The organism is Azospirillum isscasi (genome assembly GCF_030849505.1).
Lineage (GTDB): Bacteria > Pseudomonadota > Alphaproteobacteria > Azospirillales > Azospirillaceae > Azospirillum > Azospirillum isscasi.
Window position 1 is genome coordinate 12,007 of sequence record NZ_JAUJFI010000041.1, and the last position, 26,151, is coordinate 38,157.

Consider the following 26,151-nt stretch of genomic DNA (forward strand, 5'->3'; position numbering starts at 1 on the left):
AGCGGACAGCCGATCCTCCACCGCCGCCGATCCGGGGGGTGCGGCGCGGGCGCGCAGTGACAGGATGCCACGGGCGGTTCGCCTCCCCGGCTGTGGCAGGCTCGCTTCATTCAACAAAAAGCAGCCGGGCATGCCGGGGCGAAGACGCCCAGGTCATGACAGCCGGTCACGGGGCAGGACCGCAGGAGTTACGACAACCAGGGTTGGGACAGCCGATGTCGTCGCGCGCCATCGTATCGCTGGGCGTCTGGATACTCGCCATGGTGCTGATCGGCACCATGACGGTCGGAGTCGCATTGCTGTTCTATGTGGCGCTGACCGCTTTCTTCGCGGTCGTGGTGGTCATCGTGATGTTCATCACCCGCCAACGCGACGACGACCACCAGAAAACCGTCTGACCGTCCGGACTCGGCAACGGCCGCCCCACACGCCAGCCTGAAAAAGCGAAAGCCCCATCGCCCGCGCACGGCGGGCGATGGGGCTTTCCCGTTTTGTCAGGTCACTCCGGCAGGACGCGCAGGCGCGACGCGGCGGTCCGGGCCGACTGGTGCGGGCGGTAGAGATCCTCCACCGTGGCGCCGGGCTGGGCGTAGTCGCCGGGGGTCACCGCGCGCACCAGATAGACCAGCCGGAAGCGCGGCGCCTGCTTCGTCATGTCCAGCGCGGCGACGAAGCGGTCGTCGCGGTAATCGACGGCGCGCGGCGCGGTCAGTTCGCCCAGCCAGGACAGGTCGCCCAGCGGCGCCCCGCCCCCGGCGAATCGGGCGGCCTCGATCTCGAAGCCCGCGGGCAGCGGATCGGAGACCAGAACCTGCCGGTCCACCGGATCGGACGCGCTGCCCTCCAGGATCACCACCAGCCGGTCGTTCGGGCGCACGGCCCCCGGATCGGCGGGGCGGCCGGTCATGTCGAACAGACTGCGGGTCACGGTCATGCCCTGCTCCTCCGCGCCCGGCGCCGCGTCGGCGATGCCGGACACCGACAGGATCTGGCGCAGCGGCTCGCCGCCCGCGTTGCGGATGGCCGGCGGGGCCGCCGGGTCGATCCGCTGGAACAGCGGCTTCGCCCCCTCGGTCACCTGATCCGCTTGCGCAATCTTCATCGGCGGCGCCCGGTCGATCAGCGCCTTGGCCGCCTGGAGAAGCCACGCCTGCTCCTGCACGCCGGTGGTGCGGACGGCGGCGTAGGTCTTGGACAGGCGGTCGGTCGCCTGGGTCAGACGCTCCCGCTCGACCACGCCGCTTTCGGCCATCAGGGCGACCACGCCGGCCTCGTCGCGCAGGGACGAGCCGTAGTCGCGCAGGCTGGCCGACACGACGCGGGCGCCGGACAGCCGCCCGAACGCCTCCGCCGCGCGATCCTTGTCTCCCAGAACCGCGATGGCGGTGGCGACCTGGGCGCGGGCGAAGTCGGTCTGCAGCTTGTCCCAGAAGGTCTCCTGGAAGTAACGCACCGCACCGGCGTCGATCATCCGGGCGCGGGCCAGCACATAGAGCGCGTAGGCGCGGGCCGGCTGCTCGTCGGCCTCCACCCAGGCGTTGTCGAGCGCGCCGCGCAGCCCGTCCAGACCCTTGCGGTAAGGCACCTCCGGCACGCGGTAGCCGGCGGCCTTGGCGCGGCCCAGGAAGTCGAGCGCGTAGGCGGTCAGCCAGGAATCGGCCTCCCCCTTCGGCGACCAGGCGGCGAAGGCGCCGTCCATCCGCTGGAAGGTCAACGCGCGGTCCACCGCCCGCTGCACCCGCGCCTTCACCCGCTCGTCCGAGGCGATGCCCAGCCCGACCGCCACGTCGCCCAGCGACAGCAGGGGCAGCGCGCGGCTGGCCGTCATCTCTAGCCCGCCGGGTCCGCCGCGCTCCAGCGCGGTCAGCAGGCCGGGCACGTCGATCTCCGGCAGGTTGCCCAGCGACAGGGCCGCCGCGGCCGTCTCCGGACGCAGGCCGTTCAGCAGGTCGGCGGGAAGCTCCACGCCGCGGTCCGGGGGCAGCATGGCGGCGCTGCGGCGTGTGACCAGCGGGGCGGCGGGGCGCACCGGGATGTCCCACTGGCGGGTGATGCGCAGGCCGTCCGGCCCGGTCACGTCCAGCGCGACGTGGCCCATGCCCACACCCTCGGCGGTCAGGACGCGCCCGGCGGAGGCGCGCTTGCCCTTGCCCAGATCGGGCACGGCGATGGTCCCCTCGACGAGCGACACGGCGCCGCTGGCGATCAGGGAGATGCGGTAGGCGCCCGCGGGACCGCCGACATTGTCGAGGGTCACCGGAACCACCGCCCGATCCCCCGGCGCCAGGAAGCGCGGCAGGCCCAGGTCGGCCAGCACCGGATCGGCGACCAGCACGGAGGACTCGGCATGCCCCAGCTTGTCCCCGCTCCAGGCCACCGCCATCAGGCGCAGCCGGCCCTGGAAGTCGGGGACGTCCAGCGGCACCGCCACCTTGCCGTCCGGCCCCACGGTCAGCACGCCGGAGAACAGGGAGACGACCCGCTCCGACTTCTGCGGAACGGTGACGCCGACCTGACGCAGACGCGGCGCGGCGCCGGGGCGCGTGCGGGTGGCGTCCAGAACCGCCGGGTCGATCAGCCGCCCGAAGGAATCGCGCAGTTCCACGCCCAGCCGGCGCTTGCCAAGATAATGGTCGATCGGGTTCGGCGAATGCTGGTCGGTGAGCTGAAGCACGGCGTCGTCCACCGCGGCGACCGTCACATAGGCCGGCTGGCCTTCCGGCGCGCCCGCCACCACCACCTCCGCGGTGACCGAGCGGCGGGGCTCGGTCTGCGCCGGGGCGGCGACGCGCACGTCCAGCGCCCGCTCGGCCCCGTCCACCGCCAGCCAGGACAGGCCGACGGCGCGGCGGGCCACGCCCTTCGACGGGCCGCCCGCGGCGTCCGGCGCGCCGAAGGCGGTCGCCAGCACATAGACGCCGCCGGTCCAGGTCGGATCGACGGGGATCTCCAGGAAGGCCCCCTCCGGCCCGATGCGGCGGGTGGAGGCGTGACGGATCTTGCGGTCGGCGACGGCGATCAGCACCTCGCTGTCGTAGGGCGGCTTCACATAGACCCAGGCCGTCTCGCCGCCCTTGTAGGCGGGCAGCATGACGGTCACGTCCACCTGATCGGGGCGCTCGCCCGCGGTCGGGGTCATCCACCAGCCGGCGGCGAAGCGCAGGCTGCTCGCCACGCCGGTCTTGGGGTCGAACACCTCCAGCCGGTAACGGCCGGCGGTCACCGGGGCCTCCACCGAACCGGGCTTGGCCGCCTGGGTGGCGAGCGTGCCGCCGGTCACCCGCTGGTCCCGCACGGTGACCTTGTAGTCCCAGCGCCCGTTCGCCTCGAACCAGGCGTAGTCGTACTCCTCCTCGAACAGCTCGTAGGAGAGGTCGTCCTTGTCCAGCGGCTGGCCGTCCGGCCCCACGGACACCACGTCGAATCCGGCGGTGGCGCCTTCCGGCACCCCGTCGCCCTCGAAGCGCGGGCGGATGCCGACGGCGAAGGGCTGGTGGCGCACCGGCAGCACCAGATCGCGGCTGACCGAGCGGCCCCCGATGTCCAGCACGGTGGCGCGGACCACCGCCTCCAGCGGCTTGGTGCTCTCCGGCGCCTTGGGCAGCGCGAGGTCGGCCTTGGCCTGCCCGTTGCGGTTGGTGGTGAAGCCGGGCAGATCCGTCCGCAGCGGCTTCACCTCTTCCTGGGCGAGGCCGAAGCGGTAGCCGGGCAGGTTCGGGTAGGGGTTGGCGGCGGCGCGCAGGGTCACCGCCAGTTCGCCCGGCAGGCCCGCCGCCGGGGCGCCGTAGAGGAAATGCCCGTCGATGGTCAGGGTCGTCTTGCCGTCCGCCGGAAGCTCCGCCGCCTCGGCGGCCAGGGCGACCTCCAGCCGCGGCGGCACGAAGTCCTCCACCAGGAATTCGGCGCGGCCCAGCACCGGCCCCATGGCACCCGGCCCCGTTGCATTTGATTGGGCACCGGCCTCCGGCTCGCCATGGGCGGTGACGGCCCAGGTGCCGGTCAGGGCGTTGGCCGGAATCTCGACACGGGCGGCGAAGCTGCCGCCGCCGGACTCGGCGAGCGGACGGCGGTCCACCTCGAACCCGTCCGGGCGCTGGATCTTCAGCGTGACCGGGCGGCCCGCGACCGGCTTGGCGTCGGCGTCGCGCAGCAGCATCGCCAGATGCACCGTCTCGCCGGGGCGGGAGATGCCGGCGTCACGAGGTCGAGGAAGCCGAAATCACCCGCCCCGCGGTAGGCGAACAGCGCCTGCGCCGGGTCCCGACCGGCGGCGCGCAGCGCGGCGAGGTCGAACCGCGCCAGCCCGTCCGGGCCGGTCAGCGCCTTGCCAAGCTCCGCGTTGTTGCGGGCAAGCAGGCGCAGTTCCACCCCCGCCTCCGGCGCCGCGGTCTTCACGGAGCGCGCGAAGACGACCAGCGCGTCCTCCCCCGTGATGGCGTTCAGGCCGAGATCGGACACGACGAACCACTGGGTCGCCTTGTGGTCCCAGCCGCCGGGCTTGATGTCCTCCGTGCCGGCCACGGCGATGTAGACGCCGGGCTCCAGCCGGCCCAGAACGGCGTCGATCGGGAAGGGCGTCACCACCGCCTGGTTGCGGCTGTTGCTGATCGCCATCTCGCCGCGCCACACCTCCTGGCCGGAGCGGTCGAGGATCTCCCCCACCTCGTGGTCGGACATCTGCTGGCCGATGCGGCCGAAATAGATCTTCTCCACCAGACTGCGGTCGTTGATCCGCAGCACCTGCAGCTTCGCCCGGTCGAGGTTGATGGAGCGCAGCGGCAGCCCGTCCGTCCCGATGCGCGGCAGGATGTAGCCCGCCCCACGGAAGGCCAGCGCCGGCTTGCGGTTCGGCACCTCGATGTCGCGGGCGTCGGGGTTCGGCAGGCGCTTCCCGTCGCTGCCCGGCAGCCCGTCGCGCAGGGTGATGCGGTAGCTCTGCCCGTGCTTCAGCCCTTCCACGCAGAGCGTGCGGTCGCGGGCGACGGCGGTCCCGTCGAAAGCCACGCCCTCGCCCGCCGGCTTCACCTCGACGTAATCGCGGTAGTTCACCGCGCGCGACTTTTCCAGCCGGTCGGTGAAGGTGAAGCAGGCCTGCGGCACGTCGCGTTCCGCCACCACCTCGGCGGAGGACACGCCGAAGGGCACCGGCTCGGGCGGCGCGTCGGCGGCGATGACGGGGGTTGAGGACGCGACGAGGACGGCACAGACACGCGCCACTGCACGCAACATTCGATCTTCCCTGGACCAGCCGCCCGGCGCGGGGCGCGCGGGCACTATACGAAAACACCGGCGAAATCACCGGGTCTGCCGAAAACACCGGGTCTGTAAAAACATCGGGTCCGGCAAACCGGCGCGGAGTATGCCGAAGCGCCAGGGCTTTCGCCACGGCTTTGCGGCCCTGTCCGGAAATTCCCGCGGGGTGCATCCGCTGGATGGATCAGGCGGCGAAATCCAGGGTGAACTGGCTGCCCTCGCCGGGACGGCTGTCGATGTGCAGGCGCCCGCCATGCGCCTCCATCAGCGACTTGACGATGGACAGCCCCAGCCCGCAGCCCTGTCCCGGCTGGGCGACATGCACCTCGGGCTGGCCGAAGGGCACGGTGGCCTGATGGAGCTGCTCCGGCGTCATGCCGATTCCGTTGTCCACCACCCGCACGCGGCATCCGCCCTCCGCCCCGCCGCTGACCGTCACCAGGATGCGCCCGGCATCCGGCGTGAAGGTGACGGCGTTGGTCAGCAGGTTCAGGAGCATCTGCTTCAGGGCGCGCTCGTCCGCCGAGACGCTGTGGCTTCCCGGCTCGACGTTCAGGTCCAGCCGGATGCGCTTGGCGTCGGCCTGCGGCGCCACCATGCGGAAGGCCCATTCCACGACCGGGGCGACGTCGAGATTCTCCGGACGCAGGGGCAGCGTCCCGGCCTGAAGCCGCGACAGGTCCATGATGTCGTTGATCAACCCCAGCAGGTGCCGCCCCGAATCGTGGATGTCGCGGGCGTAATCGGCGTAGCGTCCGCCGGCCTGCGGCCCCAGCATCTGGTCGCGGATCACCTCCGAGAAGCCGATGATGGCGTTCAGCGGGGTGCGCAGCTCGTGGCTGACGCGGGCCAGGAAATTGCGGTTCAGGGTCAGCGCGGCGCGCAACCGCTCCGCCGTGCGGTGCTGCACCAGCAGGAACAGACTCACCAGCAGGATGGACGCGGTCAGGATCGCCGCCAGCAGGAACAGCGTGCGCCGCAGGTCGGCCATCGACGCCTCGATGTCCTCCTCGGCGACGCCGATGGCCGCCACCAACGGGTAGTTCTCCACCATGCGGTAGGCGAAGGCGCGCAGGACGCCGTCGGTCTTCGACTCCTGCCAGTAGACGCCGACGAGCGAACGGCGCAGCTCCTCCCACAGGCGGGAATGGGGAATGGTCAGCCCGACCGCCTCCGCGTCGTGCCGGGCGCCGCGGGCGCGGATCACCTTGTCCAGCCCGATCAGGGTAGCCACCCCCTGCGGCCCCAGATTGGCCTGCTGGTAGAATTCCCCCAGGACGTCGGGATCGATGTTGGCGATGACGACGCCCGCGAACCCGCCGTCCGGCCCCGTCAGCCGGCGGCTGAGGCGCAGCAGCGGCCCGCCGTTGGTCGCCCCCGGAAAGGGCGTGCCGATGTGCATCAGGTCGCGGCCGGTGCCCTGGTGGAAGGCGAAGGCCGTTTCGTCGCGCTGGTTCGCCGGAACGCCCGGTCCCTCGCTGCGGAACAGCACGGTCCCGTCCGCGTCGAGAACGGTGAAGTGATGGATCAGCGTCGGATCGTAGAGCGTCTGGTCGAGGAAGCGGCGGATGCCGGGCAGGCCGCTCTCCCCGAACTCCAGCGCCAGGGAGCGCAACGTGATGTCCACCTCGTGCACCGCGCGGTGGGTGCTCTTGGCGAAGGCCCGGACCATGACCTCCGCCTTGGCCACCGCCTCCCGCGTCTGGGCCTCCAGGACGCTGCGGACCACCTGCGCGTAGGCGCCCCAGACCACCGTGACGGCGACGGCGGCCAAGGCGAACACGCACCAGCGGAACGATATCGGCAGGCGCATCCCGGCTTTTCCATAAGCGGCCACCGGGGCCTGCGCGGACATTCACCCGCCCCGGCCCGGTATCGACCCTATACCATGAGGGTTACACACCACCGAAGGCTCCGGCAAGCCCCTCCATCCAGCGTTGATGCGGATTGTATGCGGATCATCTCCGGGAGAAATACGACATCAGCCGCTCAACCGCCCCGTCGAGGATCTCGTCCTTCTTGGAGAAGCAGAAGCGGATGAAGCTCCGCGGCGCGTCCTGGACGAAGAAGGCGCCGACCGGGATGGCCGTCACGCCGGCCTCGGCGGTCAGGTGGCGGCAGAACGCCTCGTCGTTCCCGTCGAACCCGAAGGGCGACACGTCGGCGACCACGAAATAGGTGCCGGCGGACGGCAGCACCTCGAACCCCACGGCGCGCAGCCCGGCCGCCAGCCGGTCGCGCTTGGCCTGGAGCCCGGCCGACAGCCCGGTGAAATAGGCGTCGTCCTTGTTCAGCCCATAGGCGACCGCCGCCTGGAGGTTCGGCGGGGTGGTGAAGGTGATGTACTGGTGCGCCTTGGCGACCGGCTGGAGCAGGTGCGGCGCGCCGGTGACGTAGCCGACCTTCCAACCGGTCAGCGAGAAGGTCTTGCCGGCGGAACCGATCTTCAGGCAGCGGTCGCGCATCCCCGGCAGCGTCATCAGCGGAATGTGCGGGCGCCCGTCAAAGACGATGTGCTCATACACCTCGTCGCAGACGGCGAAGGCGTCGAAGCGCTGGACGAACTCGGCCAGCAGCTCCAGTTCGGCGCGGGTGAAGACCTTGGCGGCGGGGTTCAGCGGGTCGTTGATGAGGACCAGCTTGGTCCTGGGCGAGAAGGCCGCCTCCAGGTCCGCCCGCGTGAAGCTCCAGTCCGGGGCCTTCAGGCTGACGAAACGCGGCACCCCGCCGGCCAGCCGGACGATCGGCAGGTAGCTGTCGTACATGGGCTGGAACAGCACCACCTCGTCGCCCGGCTCGATCAGGCCGAGCAGGCTGGCGGTCAGCGCCTCCGTGGCGCCGGAGGTCACCATCACCTCCGTCCTCCAGTCGATGTCCAGCCCGTAGAAGCGCTTGCCGTGCGCGGCCAGCGCCTGCCGCAACTCCGGCGTGCCCATCATCGACGGGTATTGGTTCCACCCTTCCAGGATGGCCCTGGCCGCCACGTCCAGCACGTCGGCGGGGCCGCGCTCGTCGGGGAACCCCTGGCCGAGGTTGATCGCCTTGTGCTCCTCCGACAGGCGGGACATCACCTCGAAGATCGTCGTGCCGTAGCTCGACAGGATTGCGTTGCCGGACTTCACCTTGACCCTCCTGACCACCGAAGCGGACAGGATTGCCGCAGCGCGGATGCGCTGTCCAGAGGACAGTCCGCAGGTCCGTCAGGCGGTGGCCGCGGCCTTGGCCCGCTCGGATTTCGCCCTGGCGGCGTTGCGGCGGTGGCGCAGCTTGACGCGGATGCGCTCGACGGGGCCGAGCAGGCGGGGGTGGCGGCGCTTCAGCCGCACGAACAGGCGGCGGGCGCCCGCAGAGTTGCGGAGCAGGATCACCCCGCCCGCCAAGGCCACCGGAAACCCGAACGGCCCCGGCAACGGCGACATCAGGGCGCCCAGGCCGATCAGACTCCACCCGGTGCCGATCAGCGCGAGCTGCCGCACGCGGGCAAGCGTGGGCCGGGCAAGCAGCGAGCGGCGGATGGTGGCGCGGCGATGCATCGGGGCTCCTCCTCCTGTGCCAGGAGCCATATGGGAGCGTCCGGGCGCAGGGGAAGAGGGGGAAAGATGTGACTTTTGGGATGATCCGAAGGGAAAAAGCGGATGCTAATGCAACGGCCTGGCGCCGGAGGACGGCTTCAGCACGAACAGCGCCGCGCTGACCTCGGCCGGAGCCGGCGCCCATTCGAAGTCGCGCATCAGCTCGCTGCGGGCGGCGTCGGCGCGCTCCTCCAGGGCGGTGCAGTTGGTGCAGCCCGGCCGCTTGACCGCCTTGCGGCACCGCCGGTCGGCGCAGCTTTCCAGCATCAGCCGGATCATCCGCTCGCGCTTGGCGGCGTCCACATAACCGGACTGGTCGAAATAGAGCTTGGTGAAGGCAACCTCGGTCACCGTGGGGGTGCCGCCCTGCTTGCCGACCAGCACCGCCGACACCAGTTCCACGCAGCGTCCGGCGTAGTCGGGGATCGGCGCCGTCCCGTCGTCGGCGCGGTCGTACTGGCGGCTCGGCAACTCGACCAGCCGCCCGGATGAGTCCTTCACGAGGTAACGGCGCCACACCGGCATATCCGCCTCCCGTCTGGTTTCCCCATGGGCGGAAAAAAGGGTACACCAGACCGGACCGCGACGGAACAGCCCCTTTCCGGCTTCGGCCGGAACCGGACAGCATTCACCGGAGGAGAGGCGCGGCTCAACCTGCGGGAACGGGAAGGGTTAGTCTGATGAAACTTCTGCGATTCGGCCCGCCGGGCCATGAACGTCCGGGCCTTCTGGACCGCAACGGCGTGATCCGCGACCTGTCGGGCGTGGTGTCGGACATCGGCCCGGCCACCCTGACGGAGGACGGGCTGGCGCATCTGCGCGCGCTCGACACCGACCGGCTGGCCCAGGTGCCGGACGGCACGCGGCTCGGCCCCTGCGTCGCGGGGGTGTCCAAGGTGATCGGCGTCGGGCTGAACTACCGCGCCCACGCCGCCGAAGCCGGCCTGCCGGAACCGGCGGAGCCGGTGCTGTTCATGAAGGCGACGACATCCATCTGCGGCCCCAACGACCCCGTCCAGATGCCGAAGGGCGCCACCAAGCTGGACTGGGAGGTCGAACTCGGCATCGTCATCGGGCGCACCGCCCGCAACGTCGACCGGGCCGACGCCTTCGACCACATCGCCGGCTACTGCGTCGTCAACGACGTGTCGGAGCGCGCCTTCCAGATCGAGAGCACCGGCCAGTGGGTGAAGGGCAAGAGCGCCGACAGCTTCTGCCCGCTGGGTCCCTGGATGGTCACCCGCGACGAGGTGCCCGACCCGCAGGCGCTGCGCCTGTGGCTGGAGGTGGACGGCCAGCCCATGCAGGACAGCGGCACCGGCGACATGATCTTCGGCGTGGCCGAGATCGTGTCCTACATCAGCCGCTTCATGACCCTGCTGCCGGGCGACGTCATCGCCACCGGCACGCCGCAGGGCGTGGCGCTGGGCCGCGGGCCGAACCACCCCTGGCTTCAGCCCGGCCAGACCATGCGCCTGGGCGTCGAGGGGCTGGGCGAGCAGCGCCAGTCCGTCCGCGCCTTCGAAGGCTGAGCGGCCCGGGACCGGAATGGGAGTGTCCTCGATGAAGCGAAAAAGCCGTCTGGCCGCGTGGCTGCTCGCCGCCGGGCTCGGCACCCTAACGGCGTCCGGAGCGGCGTCCGGAGCGGCGTCCGGCGCCGCCCTTGCCGAGGATGCCGGTGCCGCGCTGGCCGGGAAGACCTGCGGCACGCTGGTGGCGCGGGTGGCGGAGATCCCCGGCTCCGGCCCGGTGTTCCTGCGCAGCTACGACAGCAGCTTCGGCGTCGGCCAGACGTCGGAGCTGCCGCTGCGTGACGCCGCCTTCACCTACGACAACGCGCTGGCCGTCATCGCCCTGGTCGCCTGCGGCAAGAGCGAACCGGCGCTGCGCATCGGCGAATCGCTGCTGTCCGCGGCCACGCTGGACCGCGCGCGGCGCCAGGGACGGCTGCGCAACACCTACCGCGCGGGGGCGCAGACCCAGAAGCCGATCCCGCCCATGGGCTGGTGGGACGTCACCGCCAACCGCTGGTTCGAGGACGCCTATCAGGTCGGCTCTGCCACCGGCAACGTCGCCTGGGCGGGGCTGGCCCTGATGACGCTGGGCGAGGCGACGGGGCAGGAGCGGTTCCGCAACGGCGCCGCCGAACTGGCCCGCTGGGTGGTGGCGACCACCGCCGACCCGCGCGGGCCGGGCGGCTTCAACGGCGGCGTCCAGGGCTTCGACGACAAGCCGCAAACGCTGACCTGGAAGGCGACGGAGCACAACACCGACCTCGTGGCCCTGTTCGGCTGGCTGGAGCGCAGCGGCACGGCCGGGGAGTGGGCCGGGCCGGAGAAAGCGGCGCGCGGTTTCCTCGACAGCATGTGGACGGCGGGCGGCGGGCATTTCCCCACCGGCACCGCGCCGGACGGGGTGACGGTCAACCGGGCCACGTCGGGGCTGGACGCGCAGCTCTGGCCGCTTCTGCTGCGCGGCGCGCCGGAGGAGTGGCGGACGGCCTTGGCCTACGCGGAGAAGGCCCACGGGGTGGACGGCGGTTTCGACTTCAACGACGACCGCGACGGGATGTGGGTGGAGGGCACGGCCCAGGCCGCGCTGGTCTACCGCGCCGTCGGACGCCCGGAGGACGCGCAGCGGCTTCTGGCGGAGGTCGGCAAGGAGGTCAGCCGCGGCGGCCATGTCTGGGCGACGCGCGAGGACAGCATCACCACCGGCCTCGCCATCGGGCCGGACAGCACGACGGACGATTTCCGTTATTACCGCCGCCCCCATCTGGCGGCGACGGCCTGGACGGCGCTCGCCGCCGTGGGCTGGAACCCGTTCACCGGCGAGCGGGTGAGGTAATGCCCGAACAATCCCTCTCCCGCCCCGGGAGAGGGTGGCCCGAAGGGCCGGGTGAGGGTCGTACAAGGATCAATGCGCTGATCCGTTGGCGGCACCCTCACCCTTCCCGCGCGGTGCGCGGGCCCCTTCCCTCTCCCCGCTTTCGGCGGACCACAGGTCCGCCTGTCGCGTCAGCGCAAACTTCGTTTGCGCGTGAGCGGAGGGGAGAGGGGAATCAAACCCTTACTTCCGCACCTTGGTGATCTCGCCCTGCAGTTCGTTCAGCAGGTCGGCCCCGCCCTCGGCGGCGAACTTGTCCATGGCGGGCTTGACCATCTCGCGCATGCGGCCCAGTTCGGCGTCGCTCAGCTCGTTGATCTGCATCCCCTTGTCCTTCAGATAGGCGATGCTCTGCTTCGACGCCTCGCGGCTGTCCTTTCGCTCGAAGTCGCGCGAGGCGGCGGCGGCCTCGGCGATGATCTTGCGCTCATCGGCGGACAGGCCGTCGTACCAGCGCTTGGAGGCCAGCACGATCCACGGGCTGTAGACGTGCTTGGAAATGGTCAGGTACTTCTGGACCTCGTAGAACTTGCTCGACTGGATGGTGGTGACCGGGTTCTCCTGGCCGTCCACGGTGCCCGTCTCCATGGCGGTGAACAGCTCGGAGAAGGACAGCGGCACGGCGTTGGCGCCGAAGCCGTTGAACATGTCGATGTAGACCGGGTTCTGCATGACGCGCAGCTTGATGCCCTTCAGGTCCTCGACCTTGGTGACCGGGCGCTTGCTGTTGGTCAGGTTGCGGAAGCCGTTCTCCCAGTAGACCAGACCGACGAGGCCCTTCTCGTTCAGCTTGGCCGCCAGCTTCTGGCCGAACGGGCCGTCGAACACGGCGTCGGCCTCCTGCTCGTTGTTGAACAGGAAGGGCAGGTCGAAGACGGCGAAGTCCTTGACGATGCCGACCAGCGTGGCGGTCGAGCCGACCATCATCTCCTGCGCGCCGCCGATCAGGGCGTTCTGCATCTGGATGTCGCTGCCCAGGCTGGCGTCGGCGAAGCCCTTCACCTTCAGCTTGCCGCCGGAGCGCTTCGCCATCTCCTCGACGAAGAACTTCACGGCGCGGCCCTGGTTGCTGCTCTCCGACAGGCCATAGCCGAAGCGGATCAGGCGCGGCTTGACGTCCTGGGCGGAGGCGGCGACGGGGGCGAGGATGGCGGCGGCGAGGCCGGTCGCCAGAAGGACGGAGCGGAGCAGCTTCATGGGTCGGTTCTTCCCTGTAGCGTTTGTGGTTAGCGGTGGAACAGGCTGAGCGGGGCCGTGACGATCTCCGGAACGGCGATCAGCAGGCACAGCAGCAGCAGATAGGTCAGAAGGAACGGCCAGATGCCGCGCGTGGCGCTTTCCAGCGAGATGCGGGCGACCCCGCACACCACGTTCAGCACCGTGCAGACCGGCGGATGGATCAGGCCCAGCGTGCCGGTCAGGACGAACATCACGCCGAAATAGGTGGGGTCGATGCCCGCCGCCGCGGCCAGCGGAGTCAGCACCGGGCCGAGCACCAGGATCGTCGGCGTCAGGTCCATCACCGTGCCCACGGCCAACAGGAGGAGCGTGATGGCGACCATCAGCAGCTTCGGGTGTTCGAGCAGCGGCGACAGCATCTCATTCATCTGCTGCGGCAGATCGGCCAGCGTCACCATGTAGGACGACACCAGCGCCGCCGCGCACAGGAACATCACCGTGCTGGTGGTGCGCGCGGCCTGGACCAGGAGCGGCACCAGATCCTTCAGCGTCACCTGCCGGTAGACGAACAGCGCCACGACCAGCGAATAGACGGCGGCGACCACCGCGGCCTCGGTCGGGGTGAAGATGCCGCCGCGCAGGCCGCCGATGATGATGACGGGAAGGGCCAGCGCCCACACGCCGTCGAACAGCGCGTGGCGGCGCTCCCCCCAACTCGCCTTGGGCTGCAGCTTCACGGTCATGCCGCGCACCACGAACATCCAGGTGATCACCAGACCGGCGCCCATCAGCAGGCCGGGCACGATTCCGGCCATGAACAGCCCGCTGATCGAGGTGTTGGTGGTCACGCCGAAGATGATGAAGGGCATGCTGGGCGGGATGATCGGGGCGATGATGCCGCCCGACGCGATCAGGCCGGCGGAGCGCGGCACCGGATAGCCGTTGTCGCGCATCATCGGGATCAGCAGCGTGGCGAGTGCCGCCGTGTCGGCGATGGCCGAGCCGGACAGGCTGGCCAGCATCACCGACGCGCCGATGGTCACGTAGCCGAGGCCGCCGCGGATGTGCCCGACGAGGCTGACGGCGAGGTTGATGATCCGCTGCGAGATGCCGCCGGCGTTCATCAGTTCGCCGGCCAGGATGAAGAAGGGCACCGCCATCAGCGGGTAGTTGTCGGCGCCGCTCAGCATGTTCTGGGCGACGAGCTGGGCGTCGAAGAAGTCGAGATGCACCATCAGCGCCACGCCCGTCAGCATCAGGGCGAAGGCGATGGGCATGCCGAGCAGCATCAGGCCGAACAGCGAGGAGAGGAAGACCGCAAGGGCCATGGAACGGGCTCCGCTTTCAGAAGGCCGGACGGTGTCAGTGCTCGGCGATGGGGCCGCCCTGCGGGGCGGTGGCGGCGCCGTGAAGATCGCCGTTGCCGGGGATGTGCGCGGTGGCGTCCCCCGACAGGATCTTCCAGAGGTTGGCGAGGATCGTCAGCGCCATGGCGATGGCCGGGAAGAAGCCCGCGGCGGCGTAGAAGGCCATGGGGAAGCTGAGCACCGTGGAGCGCGTCTCCATCCCGATCAGAAGCTGGAACCAGCTCCCCTCGATGAACAGCCACAGCGCGTAGACCATCAGCAGGTGGCTGACCACGGCGCAGGCCCGGCGGACGCGGGCGGGCAGACGGGCCTGGAGGATCTCCAGCCCCAGATGCTGGTGGCGGCGCAGCGCCAGCGTCGCGCCCAGGAACACCAGCCAGACGAACATCAGGCGGGCCAGCTCCTCGGCGGCGACGATGCCGCTGTTGAAACCGTACCGCAGGACCACGTTGCCGAAGACCAGCGCCACCATCACGGCCAGCATCAGCGCCATGATCCATTCGGTGACCATCTCCAGCGCTTCCACCACGCGCTTCATGCACAACTCCTCGGCCTGCCTCGCGGCGGGGCTCACATGGGCAGGAGCGCATGGGGGGACACGGGCGGCGCGGCGCACCGGCAGCGGGGCCGGGCGGCGTCTCGGGGCTCCTCCCACGCGGTCTCTTGCCGGGACCTTGTCTTGCTGAAGCCGAAAATAGAGGAGTCGCGCAACCGAGTGAAGAAGATTTTCTTCATAACGGTGGGCAGCCTGCCAGCCAAAGGGCTTAGCGGCGAAAATTATCTTCACAATCCACCCCACCCCGCATAGCTTGGGGATCATGCGGCGCGGCGCGGCGGACTCCGCCGAAAGGCCAGGGCGGGCTATGCCGTTCGCACGGGCGGTGGTACGGTCCGCCGCCAAAAAAACCGCTTTAGGGATGGACGGTCCGTTTCGATGCTCCAGCCGGTGAACATCCTCGATCACATCCGCGGCCGCCTGCCGGACCTGAAGCGTTCCGAAGCCCAGGTGGCCGGCATGGTGCTGGCCGAGCCGCAGAAGGTGCTGGGGCAGAGCATCACCGTTCTGGCCCAGGCCGCCGGGGTCAGCGAGGCGACAGTCGTCCGCTTCTGCCGCAGCATCGGCTGCGGCGGCTTTCCGGATTTCAAGCTGCGTCTGGCCGAAGGGCAGGCCCGCGGCACCCCCTTCGTCAGCCAGGACGTGGCGCCGGACGACGAGACGCCGACCGTCGCGCGAAAAATCTTTTCATCCGCCGCCGCCGCGCTGAACGACGCCGCGGGCGCTCTGGACATGGGGGCCGTCGCCCGCGCGGTGGAACTGCTGGCCGACGCCTCCAGCATCCTGTGCATCGGCACCGGGGCGTCGGCGGTGGTGGCGGAGGACGCGGCCCACAAGTTCATGCGCTTCGGCATGGTGGCCCAGGCCAGCGCCGACCCGATGATGGTGCGCATGCTTTCGGTCAATCTGGGGGCGCGCGGGGTCCTGCTGGCGATCTCCAACACCGGGCGCACCGTCATGGTGACGGAACTGGCGCAGATGGCCCGCGACCTGGGCATCCCGGTCATCGCGATCACCGCCCCCGACTCGCCGCTGGCCGCGGTGTCGTCGGTCGCCATCGGCCACACGCCGGTGGAGGACGCGGAGATCTACACGCCCATGGCCTCGCGCCTCGTCCATCTGGCGATCATCGACGTGCTGTCGACCGGCGTGGCGCTGAAGCTGGGCGCCGAGGCGCGGCACCATCTGGCGAAGGTGAAGGCCGTGCTGTCCGGCACCCGCTCCGCCCACGGCAAGCCCGCCAGAGGCCGCCACCGGGCCTGATCCTTTCTTCCGCTTTCCCCCCGGCTCAGCCCCCGGTTTCCAGGGCCTCGCGCATGGTGCGGAACAACTCCGCCTTGTCCTCGAAGCCGATGCCCGGCAGGGACGGCAGGCGGACGCGCCCGTCCTCCACGGCGATGCTGTCGGCGAAGCCGCAGAAGGGCTTGAACACGTCCGGATAGGACTCGTTGCCGCCCAGATGCAGGCCGGCGGCGATGTTCAGCGACATCTGGTGGCCGCCGTGCGGCACCACGCGGCGGCTGGACCAGCCGTTCTCCGCCAGCATGTCCAGCGTGCGCATGTACTCCACGAGGCCGTAGCTGAGCGCGCAGTCGAATTGCAGCCAGTCGCGGTCCGGGCGCATGCCGCCGTGGCGGATCAGGTTGCGGGCGTCCTGGTGGCTGAACAGGTTCTCGCCGGTCGCCATCGGGCCGTCATAGTGGTTCGCCAGTTCGGCCTGGAGCGCGTAGTCGAGCGGGTCGCCCGCCTCCTCGTACCAGAACAGGCCGTAGGGCTTCAGCGCCTCGGCATAGGCGACGGCGGTCTTCAGGTCGAAGCGTCCGTTGGCGTCCACGCAGAGGTTCCGGCCGTCGCCGACCACCTCCAGCACCGCCTCGATGCGGCGCAGGTCGTCCTCCAGCGAGGTGGCGCCGATCTTCATCTTCACGACCTTGTAGCCGCGGTCGCGGTAGCTGCGCATCTCGTCCTGAAGCGCCTCCACGCCCTTGCCCGGGTAGTAGTAGCCGCCCGCGGCGTAGACCCAGACGGACTCGTCGGCCACGCCGCCGCGGTAGCGGTCGGCCAGCAGGCGGTAGAGCGGCTTGCCGGCGATCTTCGCCACGGCGTCCCACACCGCCATGTCGATGGTGCCGACCGCGACGGAGCGCTCGCCATGGCCGCCCGGCTTCTCGTTGGACATCAGCCGTGCCCAGATCCGGAACGGGTCGAGATTGCCGTCCGCCGCGTCGATCAGGCTGTCGGGGGAGGCCGACATCAGGCGGGGGATGAAGCGCTCCCGCATCAGGCGGCCGGCGCCGTAGCGTCCGTTGGAGTTGAAGCCGTAGCCGATCACCGGCTTGCCGTCGCGCACCACGTCGGTGATGACCGCCACGGTGGAGCAGGTCATCTGGCTGAAGTCGATGTAGGCGTTGGCGATGTCGGACTTGATGCCGACGGTCTTTTCCCGGATCTCCACGATGCGCATGGCGTTGCCTCCCCTTGGCTCTCTGTCGCTGGCCCGGACCGGAAGATAGGGACCGGACGATAGGGGCCGGACGATAGGGATGGACGGGGGCGCGCGGCCAATGCCAGTTTCAAATCGCATGATGCGCGTCCGGCATGGGCAGATGAATCACCGATGGAACTGAGCTGGCTTGAGGATTTCCTCGCTTTGGCGGAGTGCGGCAACTTCTCCCGCGCGGCGGAGGGGCGCAACCTGACCCAGCCGGCCTTCAGCCGCCGCATCCGCGCGCTGGAGGATTGGACCGGCACGCCTCTGTTCGACCGCACCACACAGCCCGTGGGCCTGACCGAGGCCGGGCGCCGCTTCCGCCCCTTCGCCGACGAGACGCTGCGCCGCTTGCTGCAAGGGCGGGAGGAAGCCCGGCTGGCCGGCGGGGCGGCGGCCACGGCGCTGCGCTTCGCGGCGACCCACGCCCTGTCGCTGACCTTCTTTCCCAACTGGCTGCGCACGCTGGAGGGGCGGGCGCGGCTGGGCGCCATCCATCTGCTGTCCGACAGCATGCAGGCGTGCGAGCAGGTGATGATGCAGGGGCAGGCGCAATTCCTGCTGTGCCACGCCCATGCGGCGGCACCCTCGCGGCTGGAGGGCGGGGCCTTCCGTTCGGTAGCGGTGGGGAGCGACCGGCTGGTCCCGGTGTCGGCGCCCGACGGGACCGGCGCGCCGCGGCATCCCCTGTCCGGAGACGGGTCCGCCCTGCCCCATCTGGCCTACAGCCCGGAATCCGGCATGGGCCGCATCGTCACGGCGGCGCGCGGCGGCTTTCCGGGGCCGGTCGCGCTGGAGACGGTCTTCACCTCGCACCTCGCCGCGGTGCTGCGCACGCTGGCGCGCGACGGGCGCGGCGCGGCGTGGCTGCCCGAGAGCCTGATCGCGGAGGATCTGGCGCAGGGAACCCTGTTGCGGGCCGGCGGTTCGGCCTGGGAGATCGCGGTGGAGGTGCGCCTGTACCGCCCCCGCGCCCGCCAGAGCCCGGCGGCGGAAGCCTTCTGGGCGCTCGCCACCGCGCAACAACCGCCGCATCAGGATGGGAGGGAGCAGGAATGAGCGCGCAGGACTACACGCTGTACGGGGCGCCGGGCTGGGGCTCCGTCCTGGCGGAAGCGATGCTGGCCCGGTGCGGCGTCCCCTTCACCGTCGTGGACGTCCAGGGCTTCGATGCGGAGGGGCCGGCGCGGCAGAGGCTGCTGGCCCTGAATCCGCTGGGCCAGATCCCGACGCTGGTCCTTCCGGACGGCGCGGTGATGACCGAAAGCGCGGCCATCGCGCTTCTGCTGGCGGAGCGTCACCCGGACGCCGGGCTGGCCCCGCCGCCGGACGCGCCGGAGCGTGCGGCCTTCCTGCGGCTGCTGGTCTGGATGGTGGCGAACGTCTACCCGACCTTCACCTACGGCGACTATCCGGAGCGCTGGGTGAAGGAGTCGCCCGGCGACCTCGGCGCTTCCGCCGTCGCGCACCGCAAGACGCTGTGGCTCTGGCTGGAGTCACAGATGGGCGGCGGTCCGTGGGTGCTGGGTGAGCGCTTCAGCGCGCTCGACATCTACGTCGGGGCGATGGTGCATTGGCGGCCGCGCCGCGACTGGTTCGCGGAACACTGCCCGAACCTGTCGGGCGTGGCGGGGCGGGTCCTTGCTCTGCCGACGCTGGTCCCGGTCTGGCACCGGAACTTCGGCGGCGCGCCGTAAGCCGCCGCGCACGGCAGGGGGCGACCGATGGGCCGCCCCCGTTTCATATCAGCGCGCGTTATCAGCGCGCGTTATCAGCGCGCGTTCAGGGCGCTGTAGACGATGTAGACCGGCGTCGCACGGAACCAGGCGGCCAGGAACTCGCGGGCGGCCTGCAGGGCGGAGGACGGGGCGCGGTCGGTGCCAACGTGGGAGAAGGTCGAGGTGGTCATGATGGGCTCCATTCGTTGGGAGACGGTATCGGGGGGCGTTGTCTGTTGAGCCCACTATGCTCTGGTATACCCGATACCACACGCGCGCTTATTGCAGGGCAGCCTCCAAAAAACGCAACGCTTTCAATGCTTTAATATTCGTACATTCGGTATCCCATACTGTTCACTTCCCTGATTTTCGCATCCCGCCGCATTGCGGAAGGCGGCGGCCTAGGCAAAGCCACAGCACCACCCCACTTCTGGTGTCATGCCGCGCGACGACAGCCAGCCCCGCTTTCCCGCCGTCCCGTCCGACCACTGGGACGGGCGCCGTTTCTTCAACCCCCACGCCGACACGGACAAGAGCCCGCGCGAGCTGTGGCGGCTCTACAAGACGCGCGGCCCGCGCTGGACTCCGCCGGTGCCGGAGTCGCAACGCCCCTTCCGCCCCGTCGCCCCGGCGCGCGGCGAGGTGGCGGTGACCTTCATCGGGCAGGCGACCTTCCTCATCCAGATCGGCGGGGCGGCCTTCCTGACCGACCCCGTCTATTCCGACCGCGCCGGTCCCTTCGGGCGGCTGGGACCGAAGCGGGTGCGCCCGCCCGCGGTGCGGATGGAGGATTTGCCGACCATCGACGCGGTGCTTCTCAGTCACAACCATTACGATCATTTGGACACCCCCACGCTCCGCCATCTGGCGCGGCGGCGCGGCGTGCCGCAGGTGATGACGGGCCTGGGCAACGGACCGATGATGCGCCGGGCCGGCTTCGACGCGGTGCATGAGCTGGACTGGTGGGACAGTCTGCCCGGCCCGCACGGCACCCGGATCACCTTCGTCCCGGCGCAGCACTGGTCCGCCCGCGGCCCTTTCGACCGGCGCCGGACGCTGTGGGGCGGCTTCGTCGTGGAAACGCCGGAGGCCGCCGTCTATTTCGCCGGCGACAGCGGCTATTGCCCGCATTTCCGCGAAATCGGACGACGGTTCGGGGCCATCGACGTGGCGTTGCTGCCCATCGGCGCCTACGAACCGCGCTGGTTCATGGCCGCCCAGCACATGAATCCGGCGGAGGCCGTGCGGGCGCACCGCGACCTGGGGGCACGGCACAGCGTCGCCATGCATTTCGGCACCTTCCAACTGACCGCGGAGGGCATCGACGCCCCCGTCCAGGCGCTGCACCACGCCCTGGCCGAACAGGCGGTCGATCCCGCCCATTTCGCCGTTCCCCGCTTCGGTGAGCCCCTCCGTTTCCGACGAGTCTATATCTAGTGGAGAAACGGCCTCCCCCACCGACCTATGGCGCAAGAGTCATTGCCGGGAACGCACGGGCCGGGTTAACGCCTTAAGGGACAGCCCTCACCACCATCGGCGGAGCCCGGCGTAAATGCAGTTGGAAATCAACGCCTTCGTCAGTTCTCTCGGCGGCGAATCAGACCAGGACCCCACCGCGCTGGAGCGTGTGCGGGACACGCTGCGGTCCCTGGCGGAAGACCTCGCCGCTCTGAATTTCGGCATCGTTCTGGAGGTGCGCGACGTGCAGCGCCTGCAGACCGTCGCCCGCATCATCCACGCCGACTCGCCGGACCGCTGAGCGTCCCTATCACCGCCGCAGCGGGCAGGCCCGACGCGCCAGCCGGGCGTTCAGGTCGCCGGTTTCCACCACCGGCTCGCCCTGGCTGCGCATCACGAAGCCGAAGGTGTCCATCACGCGGTCCAGCACGATCTCCTGGTCGTCCGAGCGGCGGCTGACCATCACCACGGCGTAGCCGGCGGAGCGGGCCACCGCCGCTTCCCCGCGCAGGCCGCGCACGCCCCAGCCAGCCAGCGCGGTCTTGCAGCGGAACAGCTCCACCGACAAGCCGCCACCGCCGGTCGCCCCGGCCACCACATAGCCGGCGGCCACCGCCAGCGGAGCCAGCAGCCCGTCCCAGTCCAGGCAGTCTTCCCGCGACACCCACATCCCGCCGACCGAGCAGGGGGCGGCGCCGATGGCCTCGCCCAGCCCGGCACGGAAGGCGCGCAGCCCCTCGACCGCCTCCGCCGCGGGCATCGGCTCCACCCGGTTTCCGTCGGGCATCAGCATCAGGCGCCCGGCCCACTCGGTGGAGGGGGGGAGCTGTTCGGTGAGGCGGGCGAGGAGGGCCTCGCGCGCCTGGGCGAAGGGAACGACCTTGGACATGGGGAACGGAAACCAGCGGCAGGTGACGGGAACCGGGGCCGGAAGGAAGCGAAAGCCACGCCCCCTGTCAACCGATGCGCGAGGCTTCCGCCATATTTCCGCCCCATTGTCACGGCCCTGCATCAGGGACCGGGCATCAGGGTCCGGCACCGCCGCCGCGGGGGTGGCGCAAAAAATCCCGCGGACGGTTCGCTTTTCCCTTGCCATACCCCCGGGAAGGGGCCTATAAGCCGGCCTCCGTTCCGGATTAGCTCAGTCGGTAGAGCAGCGGACTGTTAATCCGCGTGTCGCTGGTTCGAGTCCAGCATCCGGAGCCATATTGCGGGTGTAGCTCAGTTGGTTAGAGCGCCGGCCTGTCACGCCGGAGGCCGCGGGTTCAAGTCCCGTCACTCGCGCCACCTTCCCTCGGGGGTGGCCTTTTCCCCCCTCTTATCGCGTTACGGTGATGGCGGCGGCTTCCGTCCGGCGGACGACCACCTCGTCGCCGCGTTTCACCGTTTCCAGACCCTGCACCTCCGGCGGGACCGGAACCGTGCGCGTGCGGCCCTGCGGTCCGCGCAGGGTGACCGTCCGCCGTCCCAGGTCGATGGCCTCGACGACCTCCGTCACCTGCGTCGTCGTCACCGCCGACGCGCGGGGCATCTCGCCGACCGCGGCCCGGTCCATGCTGGTCCGTTCGGTGATGCCCGGCCCGGCGCCCGGCGGCTGGGTGACGATGTTGGTCAGGCGGACATATTCGGTCTGCACCGTGTCCCCCACCTTGATGCGGTCGAAATTCCGCACCTCGTTCCCGGCGGTCACCGCCTCCTCCCGCCCGTCCGGGAATTGCAGGATCACGGTCCGCGCCGCCTTGTCGATGCCGCGGACCTTGGCGGCGGCGCGGACGTTTTCGACCATGGACAGCCGCGGCGTGGCTTCGGAGGCCGCGGGCGCCGCGGCGGCGGGCGGCCCCGCCGTTTCGGAGGCCGGCGCGCAGCCGGCCAGAGCCGCACCGGTCAGGAACACTGCAAGGACGGCACGGATTCGGCGCTGCATGGGGTCTCTCCGTATCGGGTTGGGTATCGGGATTGGGAAGGATTTCACCGGCGACGTTACACAGGCGCCCGGCATCCCCGGCACGGCGGCGGGCGTAAATTACCGTAAGCCCACCGCAGCGGAGGGGCGGGTTGGAACGGTAACTAACCCCGCCGGACCGCCCTTGCCGCATCCACCTCCGCTAAGCTGCTCCCCTGCGACGGACGCCCCTACGGACGATCGGACCAGCGACAGGAGAGCGCCATGCCACCCATGCGTCCGCACCACCGCGTCCGGAAGCCTCTGCACGGCTCGGCCCTGCTACTGGCCGCGGCGCTGGTCCTTGCCGCTCCGGCAGCCTGCGCCCAGCAGGCCGGGCAAGCCCCCACCGCGACCGCCGCCGCGGACGGCGGCGCCCCTCTGACCGCGGCGCAGTTGCAGACCCTGGTGGGCCGCGTCGCGCTCTATCCGGACGATCTGCTGGCCCTCGTCCTGCCCGCCGCCACCCAGCCGCTCCAGATCGTCGAGGCGCAGCGCTTCCTCGACAAGCGCCGCGCCGACCCGAAGCTGACTCCGTCCAAGAACTGGGACCCCAGCGTGGTCGCCCTGCTGAATTATCCCGACGTCGTCAAGCTGATGAACGACGACCTCGACTGGACCCAGCAACTCGGCCAGGCGGTGGTGCGCCAGCAGGAGGACGTGATGGCCGCGGTGCAGACCTTCCGCCGCGCCGCGCGGGACGCCGGGAACCTGGGGTCGGACGAGAAGCGCACGGTGACCACGGAGAAGGAGACCATCATCGTGCGTTCCGCCGACCCGGAAGTGGTCTATGTGCCCAGCTACAACCCGACGACGGTCGTCTACGCGACGGCGCCCGGCGCGCCGCCGCCCTATTACTATTCCCCACCCTACCCCTACTACTACAGCCCCGCGGCCACCTTCTTCACCGGCGCGGTGTTCGGCACGGCGCTGGGCTACGCGCTGTCCTGGAACGACAACGGGATCTACCGTGGGGACGTGAACGTCAACCGCAACGTCAACATCAACAATCAGAACCTCAACGCCCGCGTGAATCGCGTGTCGCAGAACACCGAGAACCGCTGGCGGGCCAACAACACCGAGATCGGACGGCAGGAGATGCGCCGGACCCAGACGGCGGTGGCGGGTGGCGGTCGGGTGGCGAACGCTCCGGTCAACTCCGCGCAGATCCGGCAGGGGCTGTCCCAGGCGCCGGGTGCACGGGCGCCGGATGCACGGGCTCCCGCCGCGCGGGCCGACGCGCCGCGCGCCACCGCCGGTGGTGGCGGGTTTTCCGGAGGAGCGGCCTCCTCCCCACGCACGGCGGATCGGCGGGCCGGCTCCGTGAACGCCGGTTCGATGAATCACGTCAACCCGGGCAACCGCAACGCCTTCTCCAGCATCGACCAGGGATCGCTCGCCAGCCGGCAGAGCCAGCGCGGCCACCAGAGCCTCTCCCGGGCGGGGGGCGGCTTCGGCGGTGGCGGAGGCGGAGGCTTCGGCGGCGGCGGGGGCCGGGCCGGCGGTGGCGGCGGGTTCCGGCGGGGACCGCGCGAACGAGGGAGGACGGCGCATGACACGAAGGGCTGACCTGTTCCGGGCGGTGTCCGCCGGCCTGCTCGCCACCGTCCTGACGCTCGGCGGCGTCCAGGCGCAGACGGCGCCGGACCGCCGCAGCTTCACCACGCCGGAGGCCGCCGCGGAGGCGCTGCGGACGGCGCTGGCCGCCGACGACACGGCGGCGCTCCTGGCCATCTTCGGCCCGGAAAGCGCCGACATCATCGAAGGGCCGGACCCGGCCAGCGCCCGCATCATCCGCCGGCAGGCGGCGAAGGCGGCGGCGGAAAGCCTGACCCTGCACCGGCACGCCGCTCAGGGGAACGAGGCGCCCGGAAGCGCGGACAGTGCCGAACTCGTCCTCGGCCACAACCATTGGCCCTTCCCGATCCCGCTGCGGGACACCGGCCAGGGCTGGATCTTCGACACGGAGGCCGGGGCGGACGAAATCTACGCGCGCCGCATCGGCGCCGACGAGCTGGACGCCATCGCCGCCCTGCACGCCATGGTGCGGGCCCAGCAGGACTACGCGGCCCGCCACAGGAAGCCCGTCTACGCCCGCTACATCCAGAGCACTGCGGGCCGCAGCGACGGGCTGTGGTGGGATGCGGAGACGGCGAAGACGGCGGGGCCGAGCCCGCTGTCGGCCTTCGTCGAGAAGCAGAAAGCCTTCCTGGAGGGCCGCCAGCCCGGCGATCCCTACCGCGGCTACAGCTTCCGCATGCTGACCGCGCAGGGGCCGGGCGCGCCGGGCGGCGAAAAGAGCTTTTCCACCGAAGATCACCTGGAGGGCGGCTTCGCCATCCTCGCCTGGCCCGCCGATTACGGGCAGAGCGGCATCATGACCTTCCAGGCCGGGCCGGACGGGCGCATCTGGCAGAAGGACCTGGGCGAGGACACTGACGCCCTGGTCCAGACGATCTGGGCCTTCGACCCGTCCGACGGCTGGGAGCCGGTGAAGGAGCCGTGAGGGGCCGTTCGGCTCACCGACGGCTTACGGGGCGGCTCACGGGCGGATGCGCTGCCGGATGGCGGCGAACTCCTGCCGGTCGAGCGTGGAGTCGCGGTTGGCGTCGGCGAGAAGGAACGCCTCGTCGATGACCGTGATGAACTCCAGGCTGTCGATCCGCCCGTCCGGCCCGGCGGCGCGGGCGAAGACCTCGGGCCGCAGGGGCGTCTCGTCCGGCGTCAGGACGAGGTCGCGGTTGCGGTCCCAGACGTAGAAGACCAGGATCTTGTTGTTCTGGAACTCCGCGTTCGAAATCCGCCCGTCGTGGTTCTCGTCGAACAGGTCGAACACGTCGGCGCCCTGGCCCGTCCGGTCCGGCATCTCCGCGGACAGGGCCGCCGCGCCGGCGCCACCCAGAGCGGCGGCAGCCGCGATCCAGACGGCCACCGGGCCTGCGCTGCGGAACATGCTCCCCTCCTCCCCTCGCCATGGTTCGCGTCACCATGCCGTGGGGCAAGGGCGCCTGCGCAGGTAGCGTACCGGAACATACCGGCCTCACGGGGATTTGCCCCCGTTTGGGACCCCGCTTGTGCTCTCACCCGGCTCCAGCGCCAGGAAATGCGACACGCGCGGCGGTCCGTCGCCGCGGTGGAAGGCCAGCGCCTCCCTCTGGACATCGGCGTCGGCGTGGGACACCCGGCGGTGCTGGCGCTGGTGCTCCGCCCAGGATTCCACGAAGAACCATTCCAGCACCCGTTCCGGATCGCCGGAATCCTGGCTGACGCCCCAGGCGTAGGCGCCGTCGCGCCGCCGCGCCTCCGACAGGCGGCGGAGCGCCGCGTGGAAGGCGTCCTGGTCGGCGGCGGCCACGCGGTACTCGATGGTGATCAGCACCGGGCCGCGGTCGTTGCGCACCGGCTCGGCGGTCAGCGGCTCCGGCCAGTGGTTGGACGGGGAGAGGTCGGCCTCGCCCTCCGGCAGCGGCACGGCGCGGGACAGGACCGCCACGGCCAGCAGCCCGGCGGCGCTCACCCACAGGGTGGCCGGCACGCCGATCCCGTCGGCCAGCGCCCCCCAGCCGAGGCTGCCCGCGGTCAGGGCGCCGTTGAAGACGGTCAGGTACAGCGCCAGCCCGCGCCCGCGCACCCAATTGGGCAGGATGGCCTGGGTCGTGGCGCTGAGCGTCGTCAGCACGGCGATCCAGGCCGCCCCGGCGGCCAGCAGCACCGGCAGCGCCAGCCAGCGCG

At 70.6% G+C, this 26,151-nt stretch carries 25 protein-coding genes and 2 tRNA genes; 12 read left to right on the plus strand and 15 right to left on the minus strand.

Going from position 1 to position 26,151, the window contains the following annotated elements; all coding sequences use genetic code 11:
- Window positions 1-203 precede the first annotated feature (203 nt).
- Window positions 204-398 carry a hypothetical protein gene (locus tag QSG27_RS10935; RefSeq protein ID WP_306705983.1) on the plus strand — a complete coding sequence of 65 codons (195 nt, stop codon included), beginning with the start codon at window positions 204-206 and terminating at the stop codon, window positions 396-398.
- Between the two features lie 101 nt (window positions 399-499).
- Here the strand turns inward: QSG27_RS10935 and QSG27_RS10940 are convergent, their stop codons facing one another.
- The 6 genes from QSG27_RS10940 to QSG27_RS10965 form a co-directional block, all read right to left on the minus strand.
- Window positions 500-4,156: an alpha-2-macroglobulin family protein gene (locus tag QSG27_RS10940; RefSeq protein ID WP_306705984.1), complete on the minus strand. Its 3,657-nt coding sequence runs from the start codon at window positions 4,154-4,156 to the stop codon at window positions 500-502.
- Window positions 4,102-5,229, minus strand: coding sequence for an alpha-2-macroglobulin family protein (locus QSG27_RS10945; protein WP_306705986.1), 1,128 nt, complete (start codon window positions 5,227-5,229; stop codon window positions 4,102-4,104). The genes QSG27_RS10940 and QSG27_RS10945 overlap by 55 nt, the downstream gene beginning before the upstream one ends.
- Window positions 5,230-5,437: 208 nt before the next feature.
- On the minus strand, window positions 5,438-7,066 hold the full coding sequence (locus QSG27_RS10950) for a sensor histidine kinase (RefSeq protein ID WP_306705988.1): 1,629 nt from the start codon (window positions 7,064-7,066) through the stop codon (window positions 5,438-5,440).
- A gap of 145 nt (window positions 7,067-7,211) precedes the next feature.
- On the minus strand, window positions 7,212-8,375 hold the full coding sequence (locus QSG27_RS10955; RefSeq protein WP_306705990.1) for an aminotransferase: 1,164 nt from the start codon (window positions 8,373-8,375) through the stop codon (window positions 7,212-7,214).
- Window positions 8,376-8,453: 78 nt separating this feature from the next.
- The gene (locus tag QSG27_RS10960; RefSeq protein ID WP_306705992.1) at window positions 8,454-8,786 is read right to left on the minus strand and encodes a hypothetical protein; all 333 of its coding nucleotides are present in this window, start codon (window positions 8,784-8,786) and stop codon (window positions 8,454-8,456) included.
- A 105-nt stretch (window positions 8,787-8,891) separates the two neighbouring features.
- Window positions 8,892-9,350 (minus strand): hypothetical protein, encoded by a 459-nt coding sequence (locus QSG27_RS10965; RefSeq protein ID WP_306705993.1) that lies wholly within the window; start codon window positions 9,348-9,350, stop codon window positions 8,892-8,894.
- 155 nt (window positions 9,351-9,505) lie between these two features.
- Between QSG27_RS10965 and QSG27_RS10970 the strand changes: the two genes are divergently transcribed.
- A complete protein-coding gene (locus QSG27_RS10970) occupies window positions 9,506-10,357 on the plus strand; it encodes a fumarylacetoacetate hydrolase family protein (RefSeq protein WP_306705995.1) in 852 nt (283 codons plus the stop codon).
- 31 nt (window positions 10,358-10,388) lie between these two features.
- Complete coding sequence (locus tag QSG27_RS10975) at window positions 10,389-11,672, plus strand: hypothetical protein (RefSeq protein WP_306705997.1); 1,284 nt, start codon at window positions 10,389-10,391, stop codon at window positions 11,670-11,672.
- A 222-nt stretch (window positions 11,673-11,894) separates the two neighbouring features.
- Here the strand turns inward: QSG27_RS10975 and QSG27_RS10980 are convergent, their stop codons facing one another.
- Genes QSG27_RS10980 through QSG27_RS10990 form a run of 3 tightly spaced genes read right to left on the minus strand, consistent with a single transcriptional unit; the run spans window position 11,895 to window position 14,795 of the window.
- On the minus strand, window positions 11,895-12,908 hold the full coding sequence (locus tag QSG27_RS10980) for a TRAP transporter substrate-binding protein (protein WP_306705998.1): 1,014 nt from the start codon (window positions 12,906-12,908) through the stop codon (window positions 11,895-11,897).
- Between the two features lie 29 nt (window positions 12,909-12,937).
- Entirely contained in the window at window positions 12,938-14,218 is a 1,281-nt protein-coding gene (locus QSG27_RS10985) for a TRAP transporter large permease (protein ID WP_306706000.1), read from the minus strand.
- A gap of 34 nt (window positions 14,219-14,252) precedes the next feature.
- A complete protein-coding gene (locus tag QSG27_RS10990) occupies window positions 14,253-14,795 on the minus strand; it encodes a TRAP transporter small permease (protein WP_306706002.1) in 543 nt (180 codons plus the stop codon).
- A 396-nt stretch (window positions 14,796-15,191) separates the two neighbouring features.
- Here QSG27_RS10990 and hexR point away from each other — a divergent pair, with 396 nt between their 5' ends.
- Complete coding sequence (gene hexR, locus QSG27_RS10995) at window positions 15,192-16,076, plus strand: transcriptional regulator HexR (protein WP_306706004.1); 885 nt, start codon at window positions 15,192-15,194, stop codon at window positions 16,074-16,076.
- 25 nt (window positions 16,077-16,101) lie between these two features.
- On the opposite strand, the gene QSG27_RS11000 is transcribed toward hexR, so the two are convergent.
- The gene (locus QSG27_RS11000) at window positions 16,102-17,277 is read right to left on the minus strand and encodes a mandelate racemase/muconate lactonizing enzyme family protein (RefSeq protein WP_306706006.1); all 1,176 of its coding nucleotides are present in this window, start codon (window positions 17,275-17,277) and stop codon (window positions 16,102-16,104) included.
- Between the two features lie 153 nt (window positions 17,278-17,430).
- On the opposite strand from QSG27_RS11000, the gene QSG27_RS11005 reads away from it, so the two are divergent.
- Together QSG27_RS11005 and QSG27_RS11010 are read left to right on the plus strand one after the other, a co-directional pair.
- Window positions 17,431-18,360, plus strand: a complete 930-nt coding sequence (locus QSG27_RS11005; protein WP_306706008.1) for a LysR family transcriptional regulator — start codon at window positions 17,431-17,433, stop codon at window positions 18,358-18,360.
- On the plus strand, window positions 18,357-18,998 hold the full coding sequence (locus QSG27_RS11010; protein WP_306706009.1) for a glutathione S-transferase family protein: 642 nt from the start codon (window positions 18,357-18,359) through the stop codon (window positions 18,996-18,998). Before QSG27_RS11005 ends, QSG27_RS11010 begins: the two co-directional genes overlap by 4 nt.
- A 74-nt stretch (window positions 18,999-19,072) precedes the next feature.
- Here QSG27_RS11010 and QSG27_RS11015 read toward each other — a convergent pair whose 3' ends face one another.
- On the minus strand, window positions 19,073-19,210 hold the full coding sequence (locus QSG27_RS11015; RefSeq protein ID WP_306706010.1) for a hypothetical protein: 138 nt from the start codon (window positions 19,208-19,210) through the stop codon (window positions 19,073-19,075).
- A gap of 247 nt (window positions 19,211-19,457) precedes the next feature.
- On the opposite strand from QSG27_RS11015, the gene QSG27_RS11020 reads away from it, so the two are divergent.
- Together QSG27_RS11020 and QSG27_RS11025 are read left to right on the plus strand one after the other, a co-directional pair.
- Window positions 19,458-20,456: an MBL fold metallo-hydrolase gene (locus QSG27_RS11020; protein WP_306706011.1), complete on the plus strand. Its 999-nt coding sequence runs from the start codon at window positions 19,458-19,460 to the stop codon at window positions 20,454-20,456.
- 115 nt (window positions 20,457-20,571) lie between these two features.
- Complete coding sequence (locus QSG27_RS11025) at window positions 20,572-20,778, plus strand: hypothetical protein (protein ID WP_306706012.1); 207 nt, start codon at window positions 20,572-20,574, stop codon at window positions 20,776-20,778.
- A 9-nt stretch (window positions 20,779-20,787) separates the two neighbouring features.
- Here the strand turns inward: QSG27_RS11025 and QSG27_RS11030 are convergent, their stop codons facing one another.
- Window positions 20,788-21,366, minus strand: a complete 579-nt coding sequence (locus QSG27_RS11030; RefSeq protein WP_306706013.1) for a hypothetical protein — start codon at window positions 21,364-21,366, stop codon at window positions 20,788-20,790.
- A 241-nt stretch (window positions 21,367-21,607) separates the two neighbouring features.
- On the opposite strand from QSG27_RS11030, the gene QSG27_RS11035 reads away from it, so the two are divergent.
- Together QSG27_RS11035 and QSG27_RS11040 are read left to right on the plus strand one after the other, a co-directional pair.
- Window positions 21,608-21,683, plus strand: a tRNA-Asn gene (locus QSG27_RS11035).
- Between the two features lie 4 nt (window positions 21,684-21,687).
- Window positions 21,688-21,764, plus strand: a tRNA-Asp gene (locus QSG27_RS11040).
- A gap of 31 nt (window positions 21,765-21,795) precedes the next feature.
- Here the strand turns inward: QSG27_RS11040 and QSG27_RS11045 are convergent.
- A complete protein-coding gene (locus QSG27_RS11045) occupies window positions 21,796-22,401 on the minus strand; it encodes a hypothetical protein (RefSeq protein WP_306706015.1) in 606 nt (201 codons plus the stop codon).
- A gap of 243 nt (window positions 22,402-22,644) precedes the next feature.
- On the opposite strand from QSG27_RS11045, the gene QSG27_RS11050 reads away from it, so the two are divergent.
- Window positions 22,645-23,988 carry a DUF3300 domain-containing protein gene (locus QSG27_RS11050; RefSeq protein WP_306706016.1) on the plus strand — a complete coding sequence of 448 codons (1,344 nt, stop codon included), beginning with the start codon at window positions 22,645-22,647 and terminating at the stop codon, window positions 23,986-23,988.
- Window positions 23,972-24,925, plus strand: a complete 954-nt coding sequence (locus QSG27_RS11055) for a DUF2950 family protein (protein WP_306706018.1) — start codon at window positions 23,972-23,974, stop codon at window positions 24,923-24,925. The genes QSG27_RS11050 and QSG27_RS11055 overlap by 17 nt, the downstream gene beginning before the upstream one ends.
- 36 nt (window positions 24,926-24,961) lie before the next feature.
- Here QSG27_RS11055 and QSG27_RS11060 read toward each other — a convergent pair whose 3' ends face one another.
- Together QSG27_RS11060 and QSG27_RS11065 are read right to left on the minus strand one after the other, a co-directional pair.
- Entirely contained in the window at window positions 24,962-25,372 is a 411-nt protein-coding gene (locus QSG27_RS11060) for an EF-hand domain-containing protein (RefSeq protein WP_306706020.1), read from the minus strand.
- An 87-nt stretch (window positions 25,373-25,459) separates the two neighbouring features.
- Window positions 25,460-26,151 (minus strand): MFS transporter (locus QSG27_RS11065; protein WP_306706022.1); only part of this gene is annotated, 692 nt, incomplete at its 5' end.